Origin of the sequence: Amphritea sp., from assembly GCF_050300915.1 — a bacterium.
GTDB lineage: Bacteria > Pseudomonadota > Gammaproteobacteria > Pseudomonadales > Balneatricaceae > Amphritea.
This window is the reverse complement of record NZ_JBNKYN010000040.1, coordinates 1-24,215: the sequence shown is the minus strand read 5'-3', so window position 1 is coordinate 24,215 and position 24,215 is coordinate 1. Positions and strand designations below refer to the sequence as shown.

The 24,215-nt window shown below is 50.9% G+C and carries 22 protein-coding genes; 5 read left to right on the top strand and 17 right to left on the bottom strand.

Features of this window, described 5'->3' with window-relative positions; translation table 11 throughout:
• Positions 1–219: 219 nt before the first annotated feature.
• Positions 220–2,808 (top strand): bifunctional diguanylate cyclase/phosphodiesterase, encoded by a 2,589-nt coding sequence (locus tag ACQY8X_RS11975; RefSeq protein ID WP_428035376.1) that lies wholly within the window; start codon positions 220–222, stop codon positions 2,806–2,808.
• Positions 2,809–2,965: 157 nt separating this feature from the next.
• Here ACQY8X_RS11975 and ACQY8X_RS11970 read toward each other — a convergent pair whose 3' ends face one another.
• From ACQY8X_RS11970 to ACQY8X_RS11925, 10 genes are all read right to left on the bottom strand, one after another.
• Positions 2,966–3,301, bottom strand: a complete 336-nt coding sequence (locus tag ACQY8X_RS11970; protein ID WP_428035375.1) for a DUF4144 family protein — start codon at positions 3,299–3,301, stop codon at positions 2,966–2,968.
• A gap of 934 nt (positions 3,302–4,235) precedes the next feature.
• Positions 4,236–4,976 (bottom strand): 23S rRNA (guanosine(2251)-2'-O)-methyltransferase RlmB, encoded by a 741-nt coding sequence (gene rlmB, locus ACQY8X_RS11965; RefSeq protein WP_428035374.1) that lies wholly within the window; start codon positions 4,974–4,976, stop codon positions 4,236–4,238.
• On the bottom strand, positions 4,966–6,012 hold the full coding sequence (gene hemH / locus ACQY8X_RS11960) for a ferrochelatase (RefSeq protein ID WP_428035373.1): 1,047 nt from the start codon (positions 6,010–6,012) through the stop codon (positions 4,966–4,968). Before hemH ends, rlmB begins: the two co-directional genes overlap by 11 nt.
• A 114-nt stretch (positions 6,013–6,126) precedes the next feature.
• A complete protein-coding gene (adk, locus tag ACQY8X_RS11955; protein ID WP_428035372.1) occupies positions 6,127–6,783 on the bottom strand; it encodes an adenylate kinase in 657 nt (218 codons plus the stop codon).
• 370 nt (positions 6,784–7,153) lie between these two features.
• Positions 7,154–9,760, bottom strand: a complete 2,607-nt coding sequence (ppc, locus tag ACQY8X_RS11950) for a phosphoenolpyruvate carboxylase (protein ID WP_428035371.1) — start codon at positions 9,758–9,760, stop codon at positions 7,154–7,156.
• 96 nt (positions 9,761–9,856) lie between these two features.
• Complete coding sequence (locus ACQY8X_RS11945) at positions 9,857–10,243, bottom strand: hypothetical protein (RefSeq protein ID WP_428035370.1); 387 nt, start codon at positions 10,241–10,243, stop codon at positions 9,857–9,859.
• Between the two features lie 24 nt (positions 10,244–10,267).
• Positions 10,268–11,080 (bottom strand): nucleoside triphosphate pyrophosphohydrolase, encoded by an 813-nt coding sequence (mazG, locus tag ACQY8X_RS11940; RefSeq protein ID WP_428035369.1) that lies wholly within the window; start codon positions 11,078–11,080, stop codon positions 10,268–10,270.
• A complete protein-coding gene (relA, locus tag ACQY8X_RS11935; protein ID WP_428035368.1) occupies positions 11,080–13,335 on the bottom strand; it encodes a GTP diphosphokinase in 2,256 nt (751 codons plus the stop codon). Before relA ends, mazG begins: the two co-directional genes overlap by 1 nt.
• Before the next feature lie 291 nt (positions 13,336–13,626).
• Positions 13,627–13,938 (bottom strand): EthD family reductase, encoded by a 312-nt coding sequence (locus ACQY8X_RS11930; protein ID WP_428035367.1) that lies wholly within the window; start codon positions 13,936–13,938, stop codon positions 13,627–13,629.
• Between the two features lie 42 nt (positions 13,939–13,980).
• Positions 13,981–14,628 carry a class I SAM-dependent methyltransferase gene (locus tag ACQY8X_RS11925; protein WP_428035366.1) on the bottom strand — a complete coding sequence of 216 codons (648 nt, stop codon included), beginning with the start codon at positions 14,626–14,628 and terminating at the stop codon, positions 13,981–13,983.
• A 66-nt stretch (positions 14,629–14,694) separates the two neighbouring features.
• Here ACQY8X_RS11925 and ACQY8X_RS11920 point away from each other — a divergent pair, with 66 nt between their 5' ends.
• Complete coding sequence (locus ACQY8X_RS11920) at positions 14,695–15,129, top strand: acyl-CoA thioesterase (RefSeq protein ID WP_428035365.1); 435 nt, start codon at positions 14,695–14,697, stop codon at positions 15,127–15,129.
• Positions 15,130–15,429: 300 nt separating this feature from the next.
• Here ACQY8X_RS11920 and ACQY8X_RS11915 read toward each other — a convergent pair whose 3' ends face one another.
• Positions 15,430–15,618: a CopG family transcriptional regulator gene (locus tag ACQY8X_RS11915; RefSeq protein ID WP_428035364.1), complete on the bottom strand. Its 189-nt coding sequence runs from the start codon at positions 15,616–15,618 to the stop codon at positions 15,430–15,432.
• A gap of 188 nt (positions 15,619–15,806) precedes the next feature.
• Between ACQY8X_RS11915 and dauA the strand changes: the two genes are divergently transcribed.
• On the top strand, positions 15,807–17,579 hold the full coding sequence (dauA, locus tag ACQY8X_RS11910) for a C4-dicarboxylic acid transporter DauA (protein WP_428035363.1): 1,773 nt from the start codon (positions 15,807–15,809) through the stop codon (positions 17,577–17,579).
• A gap of 109 nt (positions 17,580–17,688) precedes the next feature.
• Here the strand turns inward: dauA and dnaB are convergent, their stop codons facing one another.
• The 6 genes from dnaB to ACQY8X_RS11880 all read right to left on the bottom strand — a co-directional run bounded on the left by dnaB (position 17,689) and on the right by ACQY8X_RS11880 (position 22,173).
• On the bottom strand, positions 17,689–19,071 hold the full coding sequence (gene dnaB, locus ACQY8X_RS11905; RefSeq protein WP_428035362.1) for a replicative DNA helicase: 1,383 nt from the start codon (positions 19,069–19,071) through the stop codon (positions 17,689–17,691).
• A 138-nt stretch (positions 19,072–19,209) separates the two neighbouring features.
• Positions 19,210–19,656, bottom strand: a complete 447-nt coding sequence (rplI, locus tag ACQY8X_RS11900) for a 50S ribosomal protein L9 (protein WP_428035361.1) — start codon at positions 19,654–19,656, stop codon at positions 19,210–19,212.
• A gap of 112 nt (positions 19,657–19,768) precedes the next feature.
• Positions 19,769–19,996: a 30S ribosomal protein S18 gene (rpsR, locus tag ACQY8X_RS11895; protein WP_299195991.1), complete on the bottom strand. Its 228-nt coding sequence runs from the start codon at positions 19,994–19,996 to the stop codon at positions 19,769–19,771.
• A 32-nt stretch (positions 19,997–20,028) separates the two neighbouring features.
• Positions 20,029–20,472, bottom strand: coding sequence for a 30S ribosomal protein S6 (rpsF, locus tag ACQY8X_RS11890; protein ID WP_428035360.1), 444 nt, complete (start codon positions 20,470–20,472; stop codon positions 20,029–20,031).
• 143 nt (positions 20,473–20,615) lie between these two features.
• Complete coding sequence (locus tag ACQY8X_RS11885; protein ID WP_428035359.1) at positions 20,616–21,092, bottom strand: hypothetical protein; 477 nt, start codon at positions 21,090–21,092, stop codon at positions 20,616–20,618.
• A gap of 136 nt (positions 21,093–21,228) precedes the next feature.
• Complete coding sequence (locus ACQY8X_RS11880) at positions 21,229–22,173, bottom strand: GlxA family transcriptional regulator (RefSeq protein WP_428035358.1); 945 nt, start codon at positions 22,171–22,173, stop codon at positions 21,229–21,231.
• Between the two features lie 118 nt (positions 22,174–22,291).
• Here ACQY8X_RS11880 and ACQY8X_RS11875 point away from each other — a divergent pair, with 118 nt between their 5' ends.
• Entirely contained in the window at positions 22,292–22,858 is a 567-nt protein-coding gene (locus ACQY8X_RS11875) for a cysteine hydrolase family protein (protein ID WP_428035357.1), read from the top strand.
• Between the two features lie 110 nt (positions 22,859–22,968).
• On the top strand, positions 22,969–24,215 hold a 1,247-nt coding region (locus ACQY8X_RS11870; RefSeq protein WP_428035356.1), incomplete at its 3' end, for a hypothetical protein.

Genomic DNA, 24,215 nt, shown 5'->3' with positions numbered 1-24,215 from the left:
GTAGCTAGAAAAAACGTAAAAAAGAGAGCCTTTGGTTCTCTTTTTTTATCGCGATAATACATTTCGCCAGTCTCACCAAAATGCTCACACCCAAAGCGACAAAACGCCTCTGATGTTGTAGATTTAAATCTGGGAAGCCTGTGTAAATTTGATCTCTTCTTTCATCGTTGGTTTTCCAGCACTCCTGTTTTTCCCTGATAAATCATTAAGGATAGGACGTTGAATAATAGCCGCTTAAGACAACCGATTACATTCAGCGTCGTTGGCTATTTTCTTGCCACCATTGCAGTGTTTATTCTGGCCTGCGGCTTTATTGGTTATCTGTGGATCAGCAATCAATATCAATACCTTGAGCGGGATGGCGAACATTTTGCGCAAGAGTACCTCGCTTTGCAGAAACAGGAGATTGAAGCCCGGGTTCACTCGATAAAACACTACCTGCAGAGTGAGAACAAGCTGGCGAATAATAAACTCAAAACAGAACTGCAACAGAGAGTTGACCAGGCCTATCAAATAGCTGAATCGATCTACCTCAGCCAGCAGGGCAAAAACGCTGACGCTGATATTAAGAATATGATTTACGCGGCGCTACGCGATCTCAGATTTAATCAGGACAGAGGCTACTACTTTATCTATACACTTGACGGCGTGGTTAATCTCTATCCACCCGATCCCTCCTTAGAAACAAAACATTACACCGACGCATTCCCCCAGGAGGGCCAGGATTCAATTCGACAGATAATCACGCTTTTACACAACCAACAAGAGGGGTTTGTCAGTTACCAATGGCTATTACCCGATGGCAAGAAGTCGCTGAACAAATACAGTTATCTCAGACTATTCAAACCTTATAACCTCGTGATTGGAACCGGTGATTACCTGGAACTGTTTGAGAAACAACTTAAAGATGAAGTTTATCAACGCATTGCCAATATCTCTTTCGGGCCGGATAAAGAGGGTTACTATTTTATAAACTCCTACGATGGCGACCTTTATGTCACCAATGGTGAATATCATGCTGGCCAGAAAAACATCTGGGATACCGTCGATGCCAGGGGAACCAAAGTTGTTCAGGAGAACTCCCGATTAGCCCAGCAACACCCGGAAGGCACTTTCAGTACCTATGTGTGGGAGAAAAACAGCGGCGAAGAGTCAGAGAAAGTATCCTTCATTCTGGGAGTGGATGAGTGGAAAATATTCATCGGCACCGGTTTTTACACCGACACAGTCAAAAACAAGATAGCCCTGCATGTTGATGCCCGTAAAAAAGAGTTTGAACAGGGAGTCTTCGATACGCTGAAAATTATTCTGGTCACCATGGCCATTATCGGCTTCCTGCTCTATTTCATGATGCGCAAGCTATCGCAGAACCTAAAGGTATTCCGTTCCAACCTTGAAAGATCCGTCGACACCCTGACCCACCTGAACCCTGAAGAGATCCACTTTAATGAGTTCAGACTGGTCAGTGACAGTGTCAACAAAATGATCTCCGGACTCAACCAGCGATCGGCAGAACTGCGCCACAGCACCCTGCATGACCACCTCACCGCTCTGCCGAATCGGCGCTATGTGTGGCAGCAGTTAAAAGAGATGCTCGACCGGTCTCAGGGCCAGCCTCTGAATGCAGCACTGATGTTTATCGACCTTGATCATTTTAAAGAGATTAACGATACCCTGGGACATAGTGCAGGCGATGAGTTATTACGCCAGGTCTCTGAACGGTTCACTCAGGTGCTGCGAAGCGATGATCTGGTTGCGCGACTGGGGGGCGACGAGTTTACCGTGATTACCGGTCTGTTACGCGATGACGAAGCTGAAACAATCGCCCGTAAACTACTCGGTGAGCTACAGCGTCCCTTTGAGATTCAGACACATTCGTTTCGTATTACCGCCAGTATAGGTATCTGCCTGTTCCCTAAAGATGCCAGCACCCCTGACATGATTCTGCGCAATGGCGATTCAGCCATGTATCAGGCAAAGCGCAACGGCAGAAATGGCTTCTGCTTCTACGACTCATCGATGACCGAAGCCGCCTCCAAGCGATTTAATCTCCTGGAACAGCTGAATCAGGCACTCAAAAACGATCAGTTTGAACTCTATTATCAACCACAGGTAAACACTGAAACAGGCAGGATTGTCGCGGCTGAAGCCCTGATTCGCTGGAATCACCCAGAAAGGGGGCTACTAGCACCCGATCAGTTCATCCCCTACGCCGAAGAAAGTGGCCTCATCGCCCCTATCGGCCGATGGGTAATCGAACAGGCCCTCAGAGATATAAGCCGCTGGCACGCAATGGGCTACACCCTGCCAAAGGTCGCGGTTAACTTCTCAACGCAGCAGATCAGCGATCTGATCGTGGCTGAAGTGGCTGAAATACTCCAGTGTTCCGACGCCGATGCCTCCAGTATCGAGTTTGAAATTACTGAAAGCGCGCTGATGGAAAACCCGGAACTCTCCCGTAAAGTGTTACAGGCACTCCATCAGATGGGCATCAGCCTGTCGATTGACGACTTCGGACAGGGGTACTCCTCACTGAGTTATCTGAAACAGTTCCCCATCAGCAAACTGAAAATTGACCGCGCATTCATCCGCGATATTGAGGTCGACGAAAACGACAGAGCGATCACCCGCGCGATCATCGCCCTGGGCAAAAGCCTGAAAATGACCGTGATTGCCGAAGGTGTTGAAACTGAAAACCAACTGCAATTTCTCAAAGATGAACAGTGCGAAGAACTGCAGGGGTATCTGTTCTCAAGGCCGGTGCCGGAGGAAGAGTTTCGGCGGTTGATGGATAGATCGCCTTTATAAGTGGCTAGACCGCCGCTTCGCGGCTGATCAGACGTTGCTTCGCAACTTGCTAGTGGCGAGTAGCTAGACGGAAAACTTAGTTTTCCTTGCTAGGAAGGGCAAGAGCAATGAAAGCATTTGCTCTCTGCTTGAGCGGGCTGTTTATTCACACCCCGTGTTATTTTCCCTGAAACAAACCCACAGCAGCAACACCTTCAGAAATGGTGCTGATAGAATATTTAGAAACACAACACTCTCCGATGGCTGAAAAATGTTCTTTAATAATTTCAAGGACCTCTTCTTTGTTAAAGCTTCCGCCGGTAGCCCTGGGGTTGATGCAATCAGCCTCCCTTTTATCCAGGGCATATATCCCCCCTTCAGAGTCGATCAGAACATCACCCTCTTCATAAGAGAAGAAGTGAAGATCGGCATCACATTCCCATTCTGATAAACCAGAGACGAACGTAAGCTCACTGTCACCTTCGTATTTAATGATCGCAGGCCATCGAACCATTTTGTGTCCTTATGAAAAACACCTTGCACAGGGGCGAGCATAGCAAGTCCGGCAGCCGTAGATCGCGAACAGCTGCAATTTGTATACGATTGATTACTGCCAAAACTTAGACTCCCGTTCCCACATTGGGGGTGTATTATTACAACAATCAGTAATACCCCAATAATAATAAAACCTCTCTCTGTTGTTATTTATAACAACAGACCCCTCAAGGAACCAATGTTCAGTATGAAACAGTAGAAACAAATTAGTACGAGATACCTTATTAAATTCGATGAAAGCGCCCACAGGTAACATACTTACTATTTTACCTTTAGGACACTTACCAGAAAGGCTGTTCTTGTATAATTTCAAAGAAGGTAAATTTTGCTCAAACATTGCATCATTTCTAACTGAGCATATTACTGCACTTTGGGTCAGCCTCTTATTGCCTAATTCATTTTCAAATTGTGGCTCTTGTGTCAGATATGTTGTGGATACACAGCCTGTTAGTAATGCCGATATTGTGAGCAATATATATATTTTCATTTTCGTATGACAACTTTATTGATACGACCCTACAAGGCTCTATAGCTTGCAAGGTTTATCGTTTTACAAGGTCAGCTGTGATAAAGAGAAAAGCTAAACGGCAGCTACTGCATTCTCGTCCCTGATGATGAGCGGGCTCATTGATCAGTGTGTTTAGCCTTGGCTAAATTTTCCATAAACTGAGTGTGCAACAAAGTGCTGTGCAAGGCAATTATCAGGCGATGTGAGAACTCCGCGAGGTACCCAGAGGGCATGCCAGCCCGGCTCGTATAAAGCATCCGCTTTTCCTAGCGAGCCACGCAGTGACGTTCTAGCAAGCGACGCAGTCGCGTCTGCTTTTCCTAGCGAGCCACGCAGTGGCGTTCTAGCAAGTGGCGAAGCCACGTCTAACCACTAGCAACGGCTCTTAAGCTTTTCTTTGTCTTACCGCCTCAAACAGACACACCCCTGTCGCCACCGATACATTCAGCGAGGAGACCTCCCCGGCCATATCGATTTTTACCAGAAAGTCGCAGTGTTCACGGGTGAGGCGGCGCATCCCCTGGCCTTCGGCGCCCATTACCAGGGCCATTGGGCCTTTCAGGTCGGCGTTGTAGATCAGGGTGTCGGCTTCGCCAGCGGTGCCGGTAATCCAGATGCCGCGTTGTTGCAGGTCTTTCAGGGTGCGGGCGAGGTTGGTGACCAGTACGTAGGGCACCACCTCTGCGGCACCACAGGCGACTTTACTGACGGTGGCGTTGAGCGGCGCTGACTTATCTTTGGGGGCGATCACCGCATGGACACCGGCGGCGTCGGCGGTACGCAGGCAGGCCCCGAGGTTGTGCGGGTCGGTCACACCATCCAGCACCAACAGGAAAGCGGGCTCTTCCAGTTTTTCCAGCAGCGCATCAAGAAACTGCTCGGTCTTGGCCTGAATCGGTTCGCAGGCGACCACCACCCCCTGATGCACGCCGTTTTCAGCCAGTTCATCCAGCTCTTTGCGTCCAGTCCACTCGACCCGGATACTCTTTTCAGCCGCCAGGTCCAACAGTTTCTGCATCCGCGCATCAACCCGCCCTTTGAGCACCCACATCCCTTTAACCCGCTTGCTGTCACGCTGCAGGGTGGTGGTGGCGGCGTGGATACCAAAGATATATTCAGGATGCATCGTTTTTCTCATTCTGTTCGTTAGTGTTACAAGTCTGGCAAAACCAGCCGCAGCTATGCTGTTTAACCAGCGCGACCATCAGGCTGACCATTCCCGGGTCAGCATTGAGTGCCGGAATATAGTGGTACTGTTCGCCCCCGGCTTGCATAAAAACATCACGGTTTTCAACGGCGATCTCTTCCAGGGTTTCCAGACAGTCCGCCGAAAATGCCGGACAGATGATATCGACCCGTTTGACACCACTCTGTGGCAGTTTCTCAAGGGTTTTATCCGTATAAGGCTGCAACCATGCCTTAGGTCCGAAACGGGACTGAAAGGTGGTCTGCCACTGGTCAGCATTCAGTCCCAGCTGTTTTGCCAGCAGTTCAGAGGTGCGATGGCAATGCAGAGGATAAGGATCACCTTTATCCGCATACTCCTGTGGGATGCCATGATAAGAGAGCACCAGCTTATCGCTCTGCGGATTAGCTGCACGAAATGCCTTTACTGACTCTGCCAATGCACTGATATAGAGTGGGTGGTCGTGGTAGTTATGCACCACCCGGATATCTGGAAAATTGCGGGTCTGTTGCTGAAAACGAGAGATCAGATCATAGATCGGTGCGGTGGTGGTGGCCGAATATTGCGGATAGAGTGGCAGCACCAGAATGTTACGATAACCCGCCTGGGTCAACTCGTCTAAACGTGCTGTCAGGCCAGGATTACCGTAGGTCATGGCGGAGAACACCTGAATATCCCGCTGTGGCAGTTGTTGCTGCAACGCCAGTTGCAGCGCAGCAACCTGACGGTTGAGTATCAGCCGCAAAGGAGAGTCCTGATCCCAGATCGCGGCGTACAGCTTTGCAACTTTACGGGGACGAAACGTCAGGATAATACAGTTAAGCACCGTCAGCCAGACCAGGCGCCTGATCCCATCACCCTCGACGACCCGACGATCAGAAAGAAACTCTTTCAGATAACGGCGCACTGCCTCTGGGGTGGGTTGATCGGGTGAGCCTAAATTAACCAGCAATACAGCTGTTTTGGGCTGAGACATCAGTGTATTTCCATTTCAAAACAAAGCGCTATTATCGCGGAATAACAGGCAATAAAAAACCGCTGTTTTGACTCTTACATCAAAGCAGCGGTTTTTCACATTTATGACAAAGCGTTATTTTTCCAGAGCAGCAAATACCGCATCACGGATATCATCGACACTGCCGACACCCGGGATATAGTTGTACTTCGGAGCATCAGCAGGCGACTCTTCTGCCCAGCCTTTGTAATAAGTGATCAGCGGTGCGGTCTGCTCATGGTAGACATCCAGACGCTGACGCACGGTTTCCTCTTTATCATCTTCACGCTGTACCAGGTCTTCACCGGTAACATCGTCTTTACCCTCAACCGCAGGTGGGTTGAAAATAACATGATAAGTGCGGCCTGAACCCGGATGAACACGACGACCAGCCATCCGCTTGATGATCTCCTCATCTGCCACATCGATCTCAACCACGGCATCGATAGCAACACCGGCATCCTTCATCGCATCAGCCTGAGGGATGGTGCGGGGGAAACCATCAAACAGTGCACCGTTAGCACAATCAGCTTCTGTGATCCGCTCTTTTACCAAACCGATGATAATTTCATCAGATACCAGACCACCGGCATCCATCACTTTTTTGGCTTCGATCCCCAGAGGCGTGCCAGCTTTCACTGCTGCACGCAGCATGTCGCCTGTAGAGATCTGTGGAATACTGTATTTTTCACAGATGTACTGAGCCTGAGTACCTTTACCGGCACCCGGTGCACCCAAAAGAATAATTCGCATGTAAGGATTGCTCCATTTCTAATTTTATAATTTAAAATCTTAATGTCGGCCGTTTATTAGATAACCACCGACTGAAATTGCTTATCTGCGGGACAATAATGCACATTATCGCGCTCTGCCTACTACTCACAATAGGACATTCGGCCTACTACCATTTCCGGATTTCTGCCGTTTGCGGGAGGCAACTGTTCACCGTTTTGTCATATCGATTACACAAAACGTTAAAAATGAACGCCCGAGATTAGTCAAAACCGCGGGAGGTAGCAACCCCCTAATAGGATTAGATCGGCTTTAGTTGACCGGGCTTGATCATTATCAGCAAAACAATTGCCCTATCCTGTCCGGCAGAGCAGGACAACCGAGAGTGCCGTTATCCCGTGTTACGCATACCCGCCGAGATGCCGGCCATGGTAATCATCAGCGCCTGTTCCAGCCGCTCATCGGGCTGATTACGATCCCTATACAGTAGCTCTGCCTGGAGAAAATGCAGCGGGTCGATATAGGGGTTGCGTACCTCAATTGACTGACGGATGACCGGGCTATGCTCCAGCAAGGTATCCTGTTGCTTGATCTTTTTCACCAGTTCAATGGTATTTGCCAGACGACAACGCAGATCCGCCCCCAGTACGGCCAGCTCTTCAGACACCAGCCGTTTTTCATAATAAGCGGCAATATTGCCATCTGACTTGGCCATCACCATCTCCAGCATATCCATATAGGAACGGAAGAACGGCCAGTCCCTGCGCATCGTCTGCACCAGTTCAAACTGGCCTTTATCCAGGGTTTCCTGCAGCGCCACATCACTGCCCAGCCAGGCGGGCAGCATCAGGCGGATCTGTGTCCAGGCGAAGATCCAGGGAATCGCCCGCAGGCTTTCGACGCCACCATCCACTTTACGCTTTGCCGGACGGCTGCCCAGTGGTAGTTTTGCCAGTTCCTGCTCTGGCGTAGCCGAGCGGAAATAGGGCACAAACTGCGGGTCAAAACGCACCACCTCGCGATAGGCGGTCAGTCCGGTCAGGGAGATCTCATCCATCAGCTGACGCCATTCCGGCTTCGGCCCTGGAGCGGGTGCCAGGGTTGCTTCAAGTGTCGCCGAGGTGTACAGCTCAAGATTACGCACCGCAATTTCAGGGATGCCAAATTTGAAGCGGATCATCTCGCCCTGCTCGGTCACCCGCAGGCTCCCGGCAACAGAACCCGGAGGCTGCGCCAGAATCGCGGTGTGGCTTGGGCCACCACCACGGCCAACCGTGCCGCCACGTCCGTGGAACAGGGTCAGGTGAACACCGTACTCTTTACAGACCTTTGTCAGCACTTCCTGGGCCCGGTATTGTCCCCAGGCCGCCGCCAGCTGCCCCGCGTCCTTAGAGGAATCGGAATAGCCAATCATCACTTCCTGATGGCCCTCGGTATAAGCCTTATACCAGGGGATCGCCAGCAACTGACGGATACAGTTTTCAGAATTATCCAGATCATCCAGGGTTTCAAACAGTGGCACTACCCGCATATTGTGGCGAATACCGCTCTCTTTCAGCAACAGAATCACCGCCAGTACATCCGACGGCTGACTGGCCATGGAGATCACATAGGACCCCAGTGAGTTGGGCTCTTCCCGGGCCACAACACTAAAGGTATCCAGCACCTCCTGTACATCAGCAGAGGGCTGCCACTCGCGGGGCAACAGGGGACGCTTTTCCTGCAGTTCTTTCAGCAGAAACATCTGCTTATTGGTTTCGCTCCACTCGCTGTAGCAACCAATACCGTAATAACCGGTCAGTTCATCAAACACTTCGGCATGACGATCCGCATTCTGCCGAATATCCAGATTCACCAGGGTCATACCAAAGCAGGCCACCCGGCGAATCGTATCGGATAACAAGCCATCGGCTATAACCCCCATATCGCAGCTGCGCAGTGAAGCATCGATCAGCAGCAGAGGTTCCAGCAGTTGTTGGGGCACAATATAGACCCCCTCTTTATCCACCGGACGACCTTCCAGGCGCTCCGTGGTCCAGAACTTGGTTTTAATCAGCTGCGTTTCGACTTCACGCAGCAGTTCGCGATAAGGTTCCGGGTGATCACCGACCAGGGCACGCATATCAGCGCTACAGCGGTTCATCGACAGCTCACTGCGCAGCCGGTCAATATCCTTAAGATACAGATCCGCCGCCATCCAGCGGGACAGCAGCAACACTTTCTCGGTGGTCACCGAGGTGACATTCGGATTGCCATCACGATCTCCCCCCATCCAGGAGGCAAAGCGTACCGGCGAGCTACTCAGCGGCAGATGTTCGCCGGTCGCATCAAACAGTTGTTGGTCGATGTGGCGCAAAAATACGGGCACGGCAGCCCAGAGAGAGTTTTCGATAACCGCAAAGCCCCACTTCGCTTCATCAATCGGGGTCGGTCGCTGTTTGCGAATGGCATCGGTGTGCCAGTCCTGGCTGATCAGCTCATGCAGGCGGTGGCGCAGATCTTCGCCGCGGTCGATCCGTTGCAGGCATTCGGTAATCGCATCAAACTTCTGGATCATGGTGCGCCGGTTAACCTCGGTAGGATGGGCGGTCAGTACCAGCTCGACATCCATATCCCGCACCGCAGCTGCGATCTGCTGTTTAGTTAAGCCCTGTTGTTGCAACCGGCCAAGCAAACCACAAAAGGAATCACTGGTACACACATCCATAATACCGGAACGACGGCGAACCCGGTGATGCTCTTCAGCAATGTTGGAAAGATTGAGAAATTGCGTAAATGCCCGGGCGACGGGTAGCAGCTCATCATCACTCAATTCACTGAGGACTTTCAGCAGCTCGTCATCGACCGGTTTACCTGATGATCGGGCCGCTTTGGAAAGCGCTCTGATGGTTTCAATTTTGTCCAGGAACGCCTGCCCCTTATGCTCTGTAATTGTCTGCCCAAGACAGTCACCGAGCATCCGTACATCATCCCGCAGGTCTTCGTGAAGCGTTGTCATTCAGCGTCCCCTGTCATAACTGCAAAGTGCTATTGATACTACACAATTTGTGCAAAGCACAAATACTATCTTAGTATCAGTATAGATATCGCCAGTTTAATGGCCGGTCAACTGACGCAATTTTTTCAGGGCAATCTCAACGCTATGGACATTCTGGTAGCCGATCTCAACCTCCGGCACCGGCGCATTCTCCAGCAACAGCGCGATACGAAAATTAGTTTCAGTCTCGGCCGTATCACGGGAACGGATCTCGGCACTCTGTATCTGATCAAAGCTGACGCGCAGGTAACCCGTCGGAATCAAAACGGCAACCTGCCGCTGAGAGCTGCTGATTAACAGGCCGGGATTACCTTTCAGGTCATCAGAGATCTGAAACCCAGCGCTTAACAGCTCTTTACGCTGGCCATCGATACGCTGGTAGTTCCAGTACCCCAGCCCGGCCATGACGATGACCGCCAGAATAAACCATTGCAATGATCCCATCGTTTATCTCCATGCGGTATGCAACTATAGCCCTTTACGTTTGGCTTCGTTCCACCAGTGATCGAGCTCATCCAGGGTATAATCCTGCCAATCCTTTGATGAAGCCGTTACCTGATCTTCGATATAGTTAAAACGATTGGTGAACTTCTGATTGGTATAGCGCAGGGACGTTTCCGGATTAACGCCCATATGCCGCGCCAGATTAACCTGAGCAAACAGCAGATCGCCCAGCTCATGCTCCATCTCCAGCCAATCACCGGCAGCAATCGCCTCACGCAGTTCGGCGATCTCCTCCTCGATCTTATCCAGCACCGGCAGCACGTCACCCCAGTCAAAACCGACCCGGGCAGCACGTTTCTGCAACTTTTCGGCACGATTCAGCGCCGGCAGTGCCATCGGGATATCATCCAGCACCCGGGGTTCCTGGAACGGTTGTTCACCCCGTTCCTCAGCCTTTATCGCTTCCCAGGTCTCTTTGATCTGCTGTTCATCCAATGCCGTTGCGCTGCGCCGACTGGCCAGAGTGCCCTCAGGAAAAACGTGCGGATGGCGGCGAATCAGTTTTGCCACCAGCGTATTCACAATGTCATCAAAGCCGAAGCGCTGCTCCTCCTCGGCCAGGCGGGCGTAGAAGATCACCTGAAACAGCAGGTCCCCCAGCTCACCCTGCAGGTGATTCCAGTCCTGCCGTTCGATGGTATCGGCCACTTCGTACGCCTCTTCGAGGGTATGCGGCACGATACTGGCAAAATCCTGTTTCAAGTCCCAGGGGCAACCATCCTCTGGGTCTCGCAGCCTTGCCATTAACGACTTTAAATCATCCAGCGTATAACTCATTAACGGGTTCCACTACGTTGACGATGTACTTCGGTAACGTTTGGAATCTGGTTAATCTTATCCATAATTTTACCCAGCAACTCAAGACGACTGATCTCAATAGTCAACGACAGATACGCGATATTGCTCTTCTTATCGGACTGGGTATTAGCGGCGATCAGGTTAACATTCTCGTTGGCCATCACCATCATCAGGTCGCGCAGCAGACCGGCACGGTCGAAGGCTTCAACATAGATATCCACAGGGTAAGTTGACTCGCCCTCTTCACCCCAGCTGACCTCAACCATCCGCTCGCGTTCCTGCTGACGCAGCTGAAACGCATTGGTACAGTCATCCCGGTGGATAGAGACCCCGCGACTCTTGGTGATATAACCAATAATCGGATCTCCTGGCACCGGTTTACAGCAGGGTGCAATGGTCGTCAGCAAATTACCGACACCACGGATTTTAATACCATCATAATCAGGCTGAGAACGTAAACCACTACCCGGCAAGCCCAGATCCAGCTGCTCATCATGATGATCAGTCTCCACCTGCTGTTGCGCAGCATTGATCACCTGCGACAGACGAATATCACCAGCCCCCAGCGCCGCATACATATCCTCGGCGGAGCGGTGATTCACCGCTTTCGCCATCAGGTTGAAATCGAGATCGGTGTTTTCCAGCGCCAGACGGCGGAATTCCCGCTCAATAATCTTCTTACCGGCAGCGGCGTTTTTATCTTTATCCTGTAGTTTAAACCAGTGCTGTATCTTGGCGCGGGAGCGGGCGCTGGTGATATAACCCAGGTTAGGGTTGAGCCAGTCACGCCGGGGATGCTCCTCATTGGCGGTGAGAATCTCCACCTGATCACCGGTCTGCAGCTGACGGGTCAGCGGCACGATACGGCCATTGAGTTTAGCCCCCCGACAACGGTGACCCACTTCGGTATGCACCCGGTAGGCAAAATCCACCGGTGTCGATCCCACCGGCATATCCACCACATGGCCTTCCGGAGTAAACACATAGACCCGGTCATGGGTGACATCGCCACCGATAACCTCAGAAAATTCTTCAGTCCCACCCAGATCTTCAGTCCACTCAAGCACCTGACGCAGCCAGGCGATCTTCTCTTCGTAGCTGGAACTTTGCGAGTGGGTATCGGTGCCTTTATAAAGCCAATGCGCACACACGCCCAGCTCGGCCTCTTCATGCATCGAGAAAGTACGGATCTGAATTTCCAGCACTTTTCCGGAAGGGCCAAACACCGCGGTATGCAGTGACCGGTAACCATTAGGTTTAGGCGAGGCGATATAGTCATCAAATTCGTGGGGGATGTTGCGCCATAAGCCATGCACAATACCCAGCACGGTATAACAGTCACGTATTTCCGGCACCAGAATCCGCACTGCACGAATATCATAGACCTGGTTAAAGGCGATGTTTTTGCGCTGCATTTTGCGCCAGATGCTGTAGATGTGTTTGGCCCGGCCCATCACATCGCCATCAATATTCACCTTTTTCAGTTCAGCATTCAGAATGCTGACCGAGTCTTCAATGAACTGTTGGCGGTCAAGACGCTTCTCATCCAGCAGTGACGCGATCTGTTTATAGTCGTTGGGTTTGAGATAGCGGAAGGAGAGATCCTCCAACTCCCATTTGATATGGCCAATACCCAGCCGGTGCGCCAGCGGGGCGTAGACATCAAACACCTCCCGCGCCACCAGATAACGCTTCTTGCGGGAATCCCCTTTGACACGCCGGATGGCACAGGTGCGCTCGGAGATCTTGATCAGCACAACCCGCACATCGTCGATCATCGAGACCAGCATTTTGCGCACATTGTCCAGCGGATTACCGCTCTGACCCAAAACATTTTCACGCCGGGGATTCTGACGACTGCCGATAGCCGCCATCTGCAGCACACCATCGATCAGCGTAGCGATGGTCTGACCAAAACGACGGCGGATATCCTCCAGTGTGGTACGTTTTTCGCGCACGCTGCGATAGAGGATAGCAGCCACCAGAGCATCCTGATCCTGATTCAGTTCAATCAGAATCTGTGCCATCTCCAGACCGGTGAGATAACTGTCACTATCCTGCCAGGAATCTTCGGAGGGCTCGGCCTCCTCTTTCAGTTGTTTAGCATACAGACAGGCCTGACGGACTATATCAATATCCTTTACTTCGACCTGTTCCTGCAACCGTTGCAGCCACAAATCCAGATCGACACTGCCGTCAGCATGTATTGGATGATCTTCGCGTACTTTTACCACAGCGCTACGCCGCTCCCTTTTTTACCTAGCCGATGCTCAGAACTATCGCTATCCGCACCCTGCGGGTGACCTCATGAAAAACAGTCGCAGGGGCTAAACAATTATGAAGCTAAAGCACATACAGCGGATTATTTTAGTATTTCAGCCCTTTAATAGCGAGTACGTTCAAATGATTCACTACATTCGCAGCCGGGGTGAAGCAAAAACCAGAATTTATCTATCGTTAAGTGCAACGCAGAAGTTTAAACACACCGCCCCCCCCTTAAGCGATTTAGCAGCCTAAAGTGATCATTACATCTTAATTTCGCTTATCTGCACAACTGACTTAACATTGGTAAAGTTTGGAACATCAGCTTTTAACTCAGTAACATGCGGCCCGTACGCTGCATAGAAAGCCGCTAGCGAGTCAAAAGTCATATGCCCCATCGCAATGAAGGCGGGTTCCTCTTCCGGCGCTGCCCCGGTTAAACCATATTCGACCGCAACACTTTTCAGCGCCGGCCCCAACAACCTGGCAACCAAAGAAAAATGGGTATTACAGTAGTAATCGATATCAAAGGTAACATCGGGGGTATTCGGGTACATCACACTGACTTTAATCATCTCTGGCCTCACGTTTATGTTTACGATGTATAACAGTGACTCTCAATCCCTTCTGGGATTTACCGCGATTCCGCTCACCAGCTGCCTCACCAATACCGGGAACGAGGCATGCTGATAGCGCCTCACCTGACGCAGTTTGAAGCCCGCCTGCACAATGCATGCTTCGGTTTGACGATTCAGCTGACACCCTCCTGCACAACGGTGCCAAAAAGGGTTGAGCCGATGCTGCCAACGCTGTATCGCTTCAGTATCTGACAATACATGTTCAAAAAACAGTAACTGTCCGCCCGGTTTTAGCACCCTGGCGATCTCGTTTAATACCCGGTCAGGCTCCGGTACCGAACACAGCACCAGAAAGCAAACAGCGGTATCAACACTGTTATCCACCAGAGGGATATCCATCGCATCGGCAATCATTAACTCAACTCTATTCCGCTGAGCCTCAGGCAGGTAGTGTAAAACGTTGCGGGCTCTGTTCATTACCCCCACATCCGGTTCCAGCGCAATAACCTTTGATACATCCCCCTGATAGCAGCGGAAACTGGTACCAGTACCAGCCCCAACTTCCAGCACAACCCCTTTCGCCTGTGCCAGCAACTGCTCCCGTTCCGGTGCAACGACTTTCGACACCCGGTCCAGCAACCAGGGAAATACCCAACGATAATAGGGATTGAATCCGCGTAGACTCATCACTCAGCTTCCACTATTCTGTGTTTTGTAATCAACACTTTATTCTGTTTTTCAGGAGTTTCACCCATGGCACGTATCAAAATTGATATGCCGGAAAACTATAGTTTTAGCACCGAGATGCCTATTCGAATCAGTGATATTAACTATGGCGGCCATCTTAGTAACGATGCAGTGTTGGCATTTGTACATGAAGCCCGACTGCGTTATCTCAACTCTTTCAACTACACGGAGATGGATATCGAGGGTGCCGGACTCATTATGACTGACTCTGCCATTGTATATAAGGCTGAAGGTTTTTATGGGGATCTGGTACAGATAGATATTGCCGTCGGTGATTTCAATAAATATGGCTGCGATATCTATTATCTGTTGAGTAATAAGAAAACCGCGGTAGAGATCGCTCATGTGAAGACTGGCGTCGTCTTCTTCGACTACAACGAAAGGAAAGTGGTCACCGTACCCGAAGAGTTTAAGAGCCAGATTGTCAAAATTGCCGACTGAAGCCGCCTTACCATCAACACCGGTCGATTCCGGAAGCGCTCAGAGTTGCGCCAAGGTGCTCAAATATCACTCAAAATAATGCTAATAACTGGTTGATAATCATACAGAAAAAAATCAAAAAACCATCACTGAACGGATTTTAACCCACCGCCGCAAAGCCCCGTACACAGGGGCTTTCAGATAGTTATCCAAGAGTTACGCACAGCTTTGTGGCACTGTTTCTGTTTATAACTACCCTCAATATCCCACTCACTCAAGCGGCTTTCAGAGATACCAAGCTCTGTTCTGTGAGCGCCGAGTTTAGTCGCTCTTCTCTGTACTGAACACCTCATCGCGCCAGTCAGGCCCCAGCTGCGCCTCAATGTAATCACGGATAAATTTTCTCACCATCTGTGACGGAGTAACATCTTCAGCACTGCATAACTTTTCAAAAGTTGCCTTCTTCTTGGGGTCAATCAATAGTGTCAAACGTGCAGTTCTCTGCTCCATGCCGGTCCCTTATCTTAGTTTATGTTAATTATATTAACATTGATTTATACAGTGATGAACATGTAATGTTACTACTAAACTGATATCTATAACCTGAAGGTCTTTCCCATCAGGTTAATAGCACGCCTGTACCCATCACCAGGCGATGATTTTCACATTATCCTTGTCCTAACCCAGAGTGATTAACCATGTCACAACGAATGCATTTACATAGCCTTCAGCTGTTTAGCGCACTGCGTGAAACGTTTAAAGAGGGCTACAGTGCAGCTAAGCTTTATCGCGATATTATGGCCGGTATTACCGTCGGCATTATCGCTATCCCTCTGTCGATGGCCCTGGCAATAGCCAGTGGCGTCCCTCCCCAATACGGGCTCTATACGGCCATTATTGCCGGTATTCTGATCCCCCTGACTGGCGGGTCTCGCTACAGCATCTCCGGGCCGACTGCGGCGTTCGTCGTCATCCTCTTCCCGGTAGCACAACAGTTTGGATTGAGCGGGCTGCTAATCGCCTCGTTGATGGCTGGTGTCATGCTGGTGGGGATGGCTCTCAGCCGTCTCGGGCGGCTGATTGAGTATATACCTGAGCCGGTCACTCTGGGCTTTACCTCAGGCATCGCGGTGGTCATTGCAACCCTGCAGATGAAAGACTTTCTCGGGCTACAGCTGGAGGAGATGCCGGAAAAATACATCGATAAAGTCCTGGCACTCAGTCATGCGCTTCCCAGCTATGTGCTGCCGGAGGTTGCTATCGGCGCACTCACCCTGACGGTTCTGATTTTATGGCCCCGTTTGCGGCTGCCGGTACCTGGCCACCTGCCCGCAGTGGCTGTCGGTGTCGCGCTCTCGCTGCTGTTAACAACGCTCGGTTATGATATCGACACCATCGGTTCCCGGTTTCATTATCTGCTGCCGGATGGCACTGCCGGGCAAGGTATCCCCCCCGTACTACCTGAATTTAACTGGCCATGGTTACAACCAGGCCCGGACGGCAAGCCGATAGAGTGGGATTTTCACAAGCTCGCCCAGTTGGTGCCAATCGCCTTCTCCATTGCGATGCTGGGGGCGATTGAGTCCCTGCTATGTGCGGTCGTGCTGGATAGCATGAGTGGCAAACGCCACCATTCCAATGTCGAACTGCTGGGTCAGGGGGTTGGCAATCTTATCACTCCCTGGTTTGGCGGCATCACCGCAACCGCTGCACTCGCCCGTTCAGCGGCAAACTATCGGGCCGGTGCACAATCACCCATCGCGGCCGTTATCCATGGTCTGGTTGTTCTCGCCAGCCTGCTGATTCTGGCCCCCTGGCTGGCCTATATTCCGATGGCGTCGATGGCAGCGATGCTGCTGATGGTCGCCTGGAATATGAGCGAAGCTCCGAAGGTAATGGAGCTGTTAAAGAAAGCGCCAACCGGAGATATTCTGGTACTGCTCACCTGTTTCTCACTCACCGTTCTGATCGATATGGTGGTGGCGATATCCTTCGGTATTGTGCTGGCATCACTGTTGTTTATGCGTGATATCGCCCAGATGACCAAGGTCACCGATGTCAGCGACAGTCGCAAGCAGGTTCCGGAACCACTGCCCGAAGAGTGGGGGGTATACAAGATCAGCGGCCCGCTGTTTTTTGCCGCGGCCGACCGGATATTCTCTGAAATTTCATTCATCTCAGCCGAGAAACGTTGCGTTATTCTTTACATGGATGCGGTGCCAATTCTAGATGCTGGCGGGCTGTCCGCGCTCAATCATTTCCTCGCTGATAAATTCAAACAGGGGCACTTTGTGATAATTGCCGATCTGCAGTTTCAGCCATTGAAGAATATCGCCAAAGCGGGCCTGAAACCGATTGAAGAGAGATTAGCCTTTACGCCAACACTGGCCGAGGCGCTTGAAATCGCCAGCGCTAAAGCGATAGCCAGTGCTGCGAAAGACGGGCAAGCCACACCGGTTCCCGCCCAGTAAAGACGTTAATAAAGCCTCAGCACTCCTCTCCAAGCAAAAAAAACCGCCTGATGTGGCGGTTTTTTTTATCTGCGATTTCTGGGTCTAAACCCGAACCGATAATGCATACTTATTCATAGTCCTGATAAGACATCGGCGCAAGGTTTTCAAACTTGGTGAACTGACCGATAAACGCCAGACGGTTGCTGCCTATCGGGCCATTACGCTGCTTACCGATGATAATCTCGGCAATACCTTTATCCGGCGAATCTTCGTTATAAACTTCATCCCGGTAGATAAACATAATCACGTCGGCGTCCTGCTCGATCGCACCGGATTCCCGCAAGTCAGAGTTAACCGGACGCTTATTCGGCCGCTGCTCCAGCGCACGGTTAAGCTGCGACAGCGCAATAACCGGACACTCCAACTCTTTCGCCAGCGCTTTAAGGGAACGGGAAATCTCAGAGATCTCCGCCGTACGGCCTTCACTATTACCGCCCTTTATCTGCATCAGCTGAAGGTAATCCACCATGATCATGGCAATATCACCATGTTCCCGGACGATACGTCGGGCACGGTTGCGCATCTCAGTCGGACTGATACCGGCCGTGTCATCAATAAACAGCGGTTTATCCCGCAACATATTCACAGCCGTGGTCAGGCGGGGCCAGTCATCCTCTTCCAGCTTACCGGAGCGCACCCGGGTCTGGTTGATCCGCCCAAGGGAGGAGAGCATCCGTGTCACCAGCTGATCCGCGGGCATCTCCAGACTAAATACCAGCACCGGCTTGTCCTGCGCCATCAGCGCATTCTCAACCAGGTTCATGGCGAAGGTGGTTTTACCCATAGAGGGACGGGCTGCCACGATAATCAGGTCCGAAGGCTGCAGACCACCAGTCGCTTTATCCAACTCATCAAAACCGGTGGTAACACCGGTCATCGCCCCTTCAGAGTTAAACAGTTCGTCGATCTTATCCACCGCTTTTTTCAGCAACGGGTTAACACCGACGGGACCGCCCTCATTGGGCCGGTCTTCGGCAATCTGGAAGATCTTCTGTTCTGCTTCACTGAGGATATCCGAGCCTGGACGGCCTTCCGGCATGAAGGCGCTTTCAGCGATTTCATGGGCAACGGTAATCATCTTACGCAACAGTGCGCGATCACGAACGATCTCTGCATAGGCACGAATATTCGAGGCACTGGGAGTGTTTCGGGCCAGCTCGACCAGATAATCCAGCCCCCCAGCCGCATCCAGATTCCCGGTGCGATCCAGCTCTTCAGAGATGGTCACCACATCGATCGGCTGCATGTTGTTAACCAGCTTCTCAATCGTGCGGAAGATCAGTCGGTGATCGTGACGATAAAACTGATCTTCCAGCACAATCTCTGAAACCGCATCCCAGGCATTATTATCCAGCATCAAACCGCCGAGCACCGACTGCTCAGCTTCCTGAGAATGGGGAGGGACTTTTACACCTTCCATATCGGCTGAATTGGGATCCAGATAATCCATAAAACCTTATACCTCGACACACAGGATAGCAGCGCCACAAAGTGACTGGCCTAAAACGAAAAAAGCACTGCGCAGTATAATACTACGCAGTGCTTCTTAACTCACCCCGATCTGAAAATTTCAGATCAACAGCGATGCTTACTCGCCAACAACAACGATGCCGACAGTAGCAGTCACTTCAGGGTGCAGCTGAATAGCAACTTCGAACTCACCAGTCGTACGCAGAGCGCCTTCTGGCAGACGAACTTCATGCTTAGCCACTTCGATACCTGAAGCTGTAATCGCATCAGCGATATCAGCAGTACCGATAGAACCGAACAGTTTGCCCTCTTCGCCAGCTTTGGCAACGATAGACAGTTCGATTTCGTTCAGCTGTGCAGCACGTGTCTGAGCAGAGTTCAGCTTCTCAGTTGCTGCAGATTCCAGTTCAGCACGACGTGCTTCAAAAGCTTCCAGGTTAGCTGCAGTAGCAGGAACCGCTTTCCCAAAAGGAAGCAGGTAGTTACGACCGTAACCACGCTTAACAGTTACCTTGTCACCCAGGCTACCCAGTTTGCCAATTTTCTCGAGCAGAATAACTTCCATCTCGCAAACCTCTATTTTTACTCTCGCCAGCCGCGGTAAGACAGCGACTGGCTGAAACTTGTTTAATCACCTGCCTGGCTATTGTGAAATAGCTACAGCAGGTTAACCGTTATTACTGGTGGCTGTCAGTGTATGGCAGCAGCGCAACGTAACGTGCACGCTTGATAGCAGTCGCCAGCTGACGCTGGTAACGAGCTTTAGTACCAGTGATACGGCTAGGAACGATCTTACCGGTTTCAGTAATGTAACCTTTCAGGGTATCCAGATCTTTGTAATCGATCTCAACAACACCTTCAGCGGTAAAACGGCAAAATTTACGACGTCTAAAAAAACGAGCCATGGTATATCTCCTCTAAATATAGGTTAAACCGATTACTCGGCAGCAGCCTGGTCAGCAGCTGGCGCTTCAGCAGCCGGAGTTTCTGTCGCTGGCGCTTCAGATCCTTCAGCAGGCTTTTCAGAACGTTCTTCGCGACGTGGACGACGCTCTTCACGGCCTTCAGCAGCTTTAATAGGAGACACATCAGTAACCGCAGCCTTACGACGCACAACCATGTTACGGATAACCGCATCGTTGTAACGGAAGATGTTGGTTAGCTCGTCCAGAGTTTCCTGAGCACATTCAACGTTCATCAGAACGTAGTGAGCTTTATGGATTTTGTTGATTGGGTAAGCCAGGTGACGACGGCCCCAATCTTCCAGACGGTGAATTTTACCTTCAGATTCTTCAATCAGCTTGGTGTAACGCTCAACCATAGCTGGAACCTGTTCACTCTGATTCGGGTGAACCAGAAAAACGATTTCGTAATGACGCATTAATTGCTCCTTACGGTTTATACAGCCTTCAGCCGCATCGAAAAACGGTAGAAAGCAAGGAGTTAGAGTTAGTTTCCTCGATGGCACAGCCAACGGGAGGCGGAATTATACGCGAAGACAAGGAAAATACAAACAAATCTATCTTATTTCGCAGCAGACACCGTCTGACTCATTTTTGCGCAAAACAGTTTTTTGGTGTGTTTATCAGGATCTTTACGGATTTCAGCCCAGCAGCTGTTGGTATCTTCAAACTGGGTAAACCGCTGACCATCACGCAGGTCGATCAGATAGACCTTGTCGTAAAAGTCATGGTCATTCCACTCACTGACGTTTAACTCCGTTTGGATACAGGTATAACGGGGAACGATATTCACCCCGGTTTTTTGTGCCCGGATATAGTGACGGTAGTAATTTTTACCCCGTTCGGTGCCGCGTATCTGATAGTGAACAAAATCGCGACACTGCTCCAGCTCCGTTACCCGCTTATCTTCCAGCAATACCGCTTTACTGATCGGCGTGCCTTTATAGGTAAATTCGCCAAGCAGATAGATCTCTGACGAGCCGGCAAACGTCAGCTGAGAAACCAGTAATAATCCCAGTACTACTCCTTTTTTTAGCATTACCATCCTCCTGACATACAGGGATATATATAAATATCTGCCATCAGACAGATTATCTCAGTAACGCAGGCTAACGTATCTGGCCGATTAATTCGACCTTTACCGGCCAGATTTACCTGCCGTTTCGGCATCAGCTTCAGGTTTCAGCGCAAAAGCGGCCGCGAAACTCCCGTGGCGTCAGCCCGGTGATTTTAATAAATACCTTTCTGAAGGCGCTGACATCATCGTATCCGCTACTCAGCGCGATCACCTCAATGCTATCAGCTGAACTTTCAAGCGCTTCGCAGGCTTTGCTGATGCGCAACTGCTGGATATACTCTTTTGGCTTGTATCCGGTCGCCCGGACAAAACGGCGCAGGAAGGTACGTTCCGTCAGATGGCACTCCTCTGCCAGCTGCTTCACCGTCACGCTGGTCTGACTATGACTTTGCAAATAATGCTGACTCTTCAGAACAACCCGGTCACCGTGATCAAATGGTGGCATAAAGCAGCGGTAGTAACGCTGCTGACGGGGGGCAGTATCAACCACCAGGTGCTTACCTAGCTGGCGCATCAGCGCCGGACTGCCAAACTGTGCCACCAGTTCCAACCCCAGATCCAGCCAGGCCATCAGGCCTCCGGCAGTCATCAGGTCACCATCATTAATCAGTATTTTGCTGTCATCCACCCGCACCTCGGGAAACCGCTGCGCCAGCCGATCTGCCAGCATCCAGTGGGTAGTCGCCGGGCGCTGATTCAACAAGCCTGTTTGCGCCAGAATAAAAGCCCCGGCACAGACGGAACAGATTAACGCCCCAGCCCCATGCATCGTTTTAAGCCAACCACTCAGCGACGGCTGCTCAACAATGTACTCATCGCCAACGATACAGGGAGGTAAAATAATTACCTGCGGAACGTCGGTCTCAACGGGCACCGGCAGACCGGCTAATTCAGCACTCGCTGACACCTGTACTGCAAACTCTACGCCCTCCTGTCGTTCCAGACTCAAACGACTAGCCATAGCAAACAGCTCAGATAACCCCTCAATGGCGGATTTCATTCCCCCAGGATAGTCAATAACCGTGATTCTGATTGTTTTCATATACCCCGAGACTGCATGTCATTTATTGCGCTTAATATGTCAAAAACGACTGCAGTATAGAACACAAAGACACCGGATAATAATCGCATCAAACGCCACAATCTAATGAGGTATCGCTATGACACAGGTTCAGCCAAACACAGCACTGCTGCTGATCGACTTTCAGAATGACTATTTTCCCGGCGGCAAATGGGAACTGACTAACACTCAACGCGCTGCGGATAACGGCACAAAACTACTGGCCGCTTTTCGTCAGAAGCAGCTGCCGGTTATCCATGTACGCCATGAGTTTGAAACCGATGAAGCCCCCTTCTTTACACCCGGATCGCAGGGCGCAGCCATTCACAGCAGTGTGGCACCACACAGTGGTGAAGTGGTGGTTTTAAAGCATGCCGCCAACAGCTTTAAAGAGACAAACCTGAAGCAGGTGCTGGAGGCATTGAATATTGACAATCTGATCGTGGCGGGAGCGATGAGCCATATGTGTATCGATGCCGGGGTGCGTGCCGCAGCGGATCTGGGGTATAACGTCACCGTTGCTGAGGATGCCTGCGCCACAAGAGATCAGGAGTTCAACGGCATCACCATCCCCGCTGAGCAGGTACACGCCTCATTTATGGCGGCGCTGGGATTTGCCTATGCCCGGATTGATAGCACGGAAACACTGCTAAATGAAATAAAGTAACTTGTTGTTTGATACAGGTCGCCGGATTGCGCCCTGACTGACATGAAAAGTACGGCTATCCGGGGTATTATTTCCCTCCCACGGATGGCCGCACTCAATCAAGTAACTATATGTTAAAAAAAACACTCTTATTCGTCGCTGTTATCAGCTCCCTGATCTTCATCGCAGTAACGATTAATCCCGGTAAACGTCCCTCATCGATCAGTCCGGAAACAGCAAACGCCGCACCGCCTGAAAAAGCCAACAAACCTGGCCTGCACAGTTACACACCTCACCCCGCTGACGCTCACAAAGACCCTTATGCCCCACTTTCGAATGGCAGAAACGCCATGACCCAGGCGGCCTTTGAGGGTGATCGTGAGCGTCTCGAACAGCTTTACCTACAGACAACACCGCACAACTTCAGTAAGCCTGACAGTAACGGCGACAATGCACTGGTCGCGGCCGTTGCTGGCGGTCAGCACTCATTAGCAAGTGACCTGATAGAACGTGGCGTACTGATCGATCATGAGACGTTTAAGCGTTTATCGGCAACACTAAAACCCGACGATACAGACGAAATAATCTGGTGGTTAAGAAACAACCTGCCCTTCGCCGATCCACAGATATTACAAGCCGCCTACGACCCTTCTGATAGCTCTCAGACCAGTGAGATTCTTGCTGCCGGATATCGCCCGACCCAGGCAGAGGCCACCGAAATGCTGCAGGAATATCTCAGTGGTGATGCCCTCTTCCAACTCTATAGCCTCTACCCTGAACAGTTCTCGCAAGAAAATGTCGAAAATCTGCTTAACCCCATCGACTTTGCCAGCGCGTCACCCCGCCAGCGCCTGTTAATCGAAGCGCTGTTCTCGTCTGTTCGCTATACAGAGGACGATAGCTGGGACTTTTTCCACATGCTGAAAAAACTGCCCTACGATCTGGTTATCACCCATCCGGACTATGCCATATTCGGCCCCGGATACGTTGACCAGTATTGCGATTCTGATGACCCGACAGCCGTCGTACTTTTCGATCAGGGCATCCCCTGCGCCAGTGAGAACCCTTTTGGTGAGGCGGTGGATGAATACAACTATGCACTGGTGCAGCGTTACATTGATAGCGGGATAAATCCCCAGACAGCTCTGTACTATGGCATCACGGTGATGGAAAGGATGCTGGAACATACCTCAGATGAGCACCTTGAAATGGCCAAATTGCTGATCGATAACGGCGCGGCCACTCAGGAACAGATCAACCGTTTTTACACTATGGTCTATTCATTGGGCAGCCGGTTCAACCACTATTTGCCCTACCCTAACCTGCCACTCAAGCTGGCAGCCTCGCCTCAGGACGATCTCTATGTTCTGTTGTATTC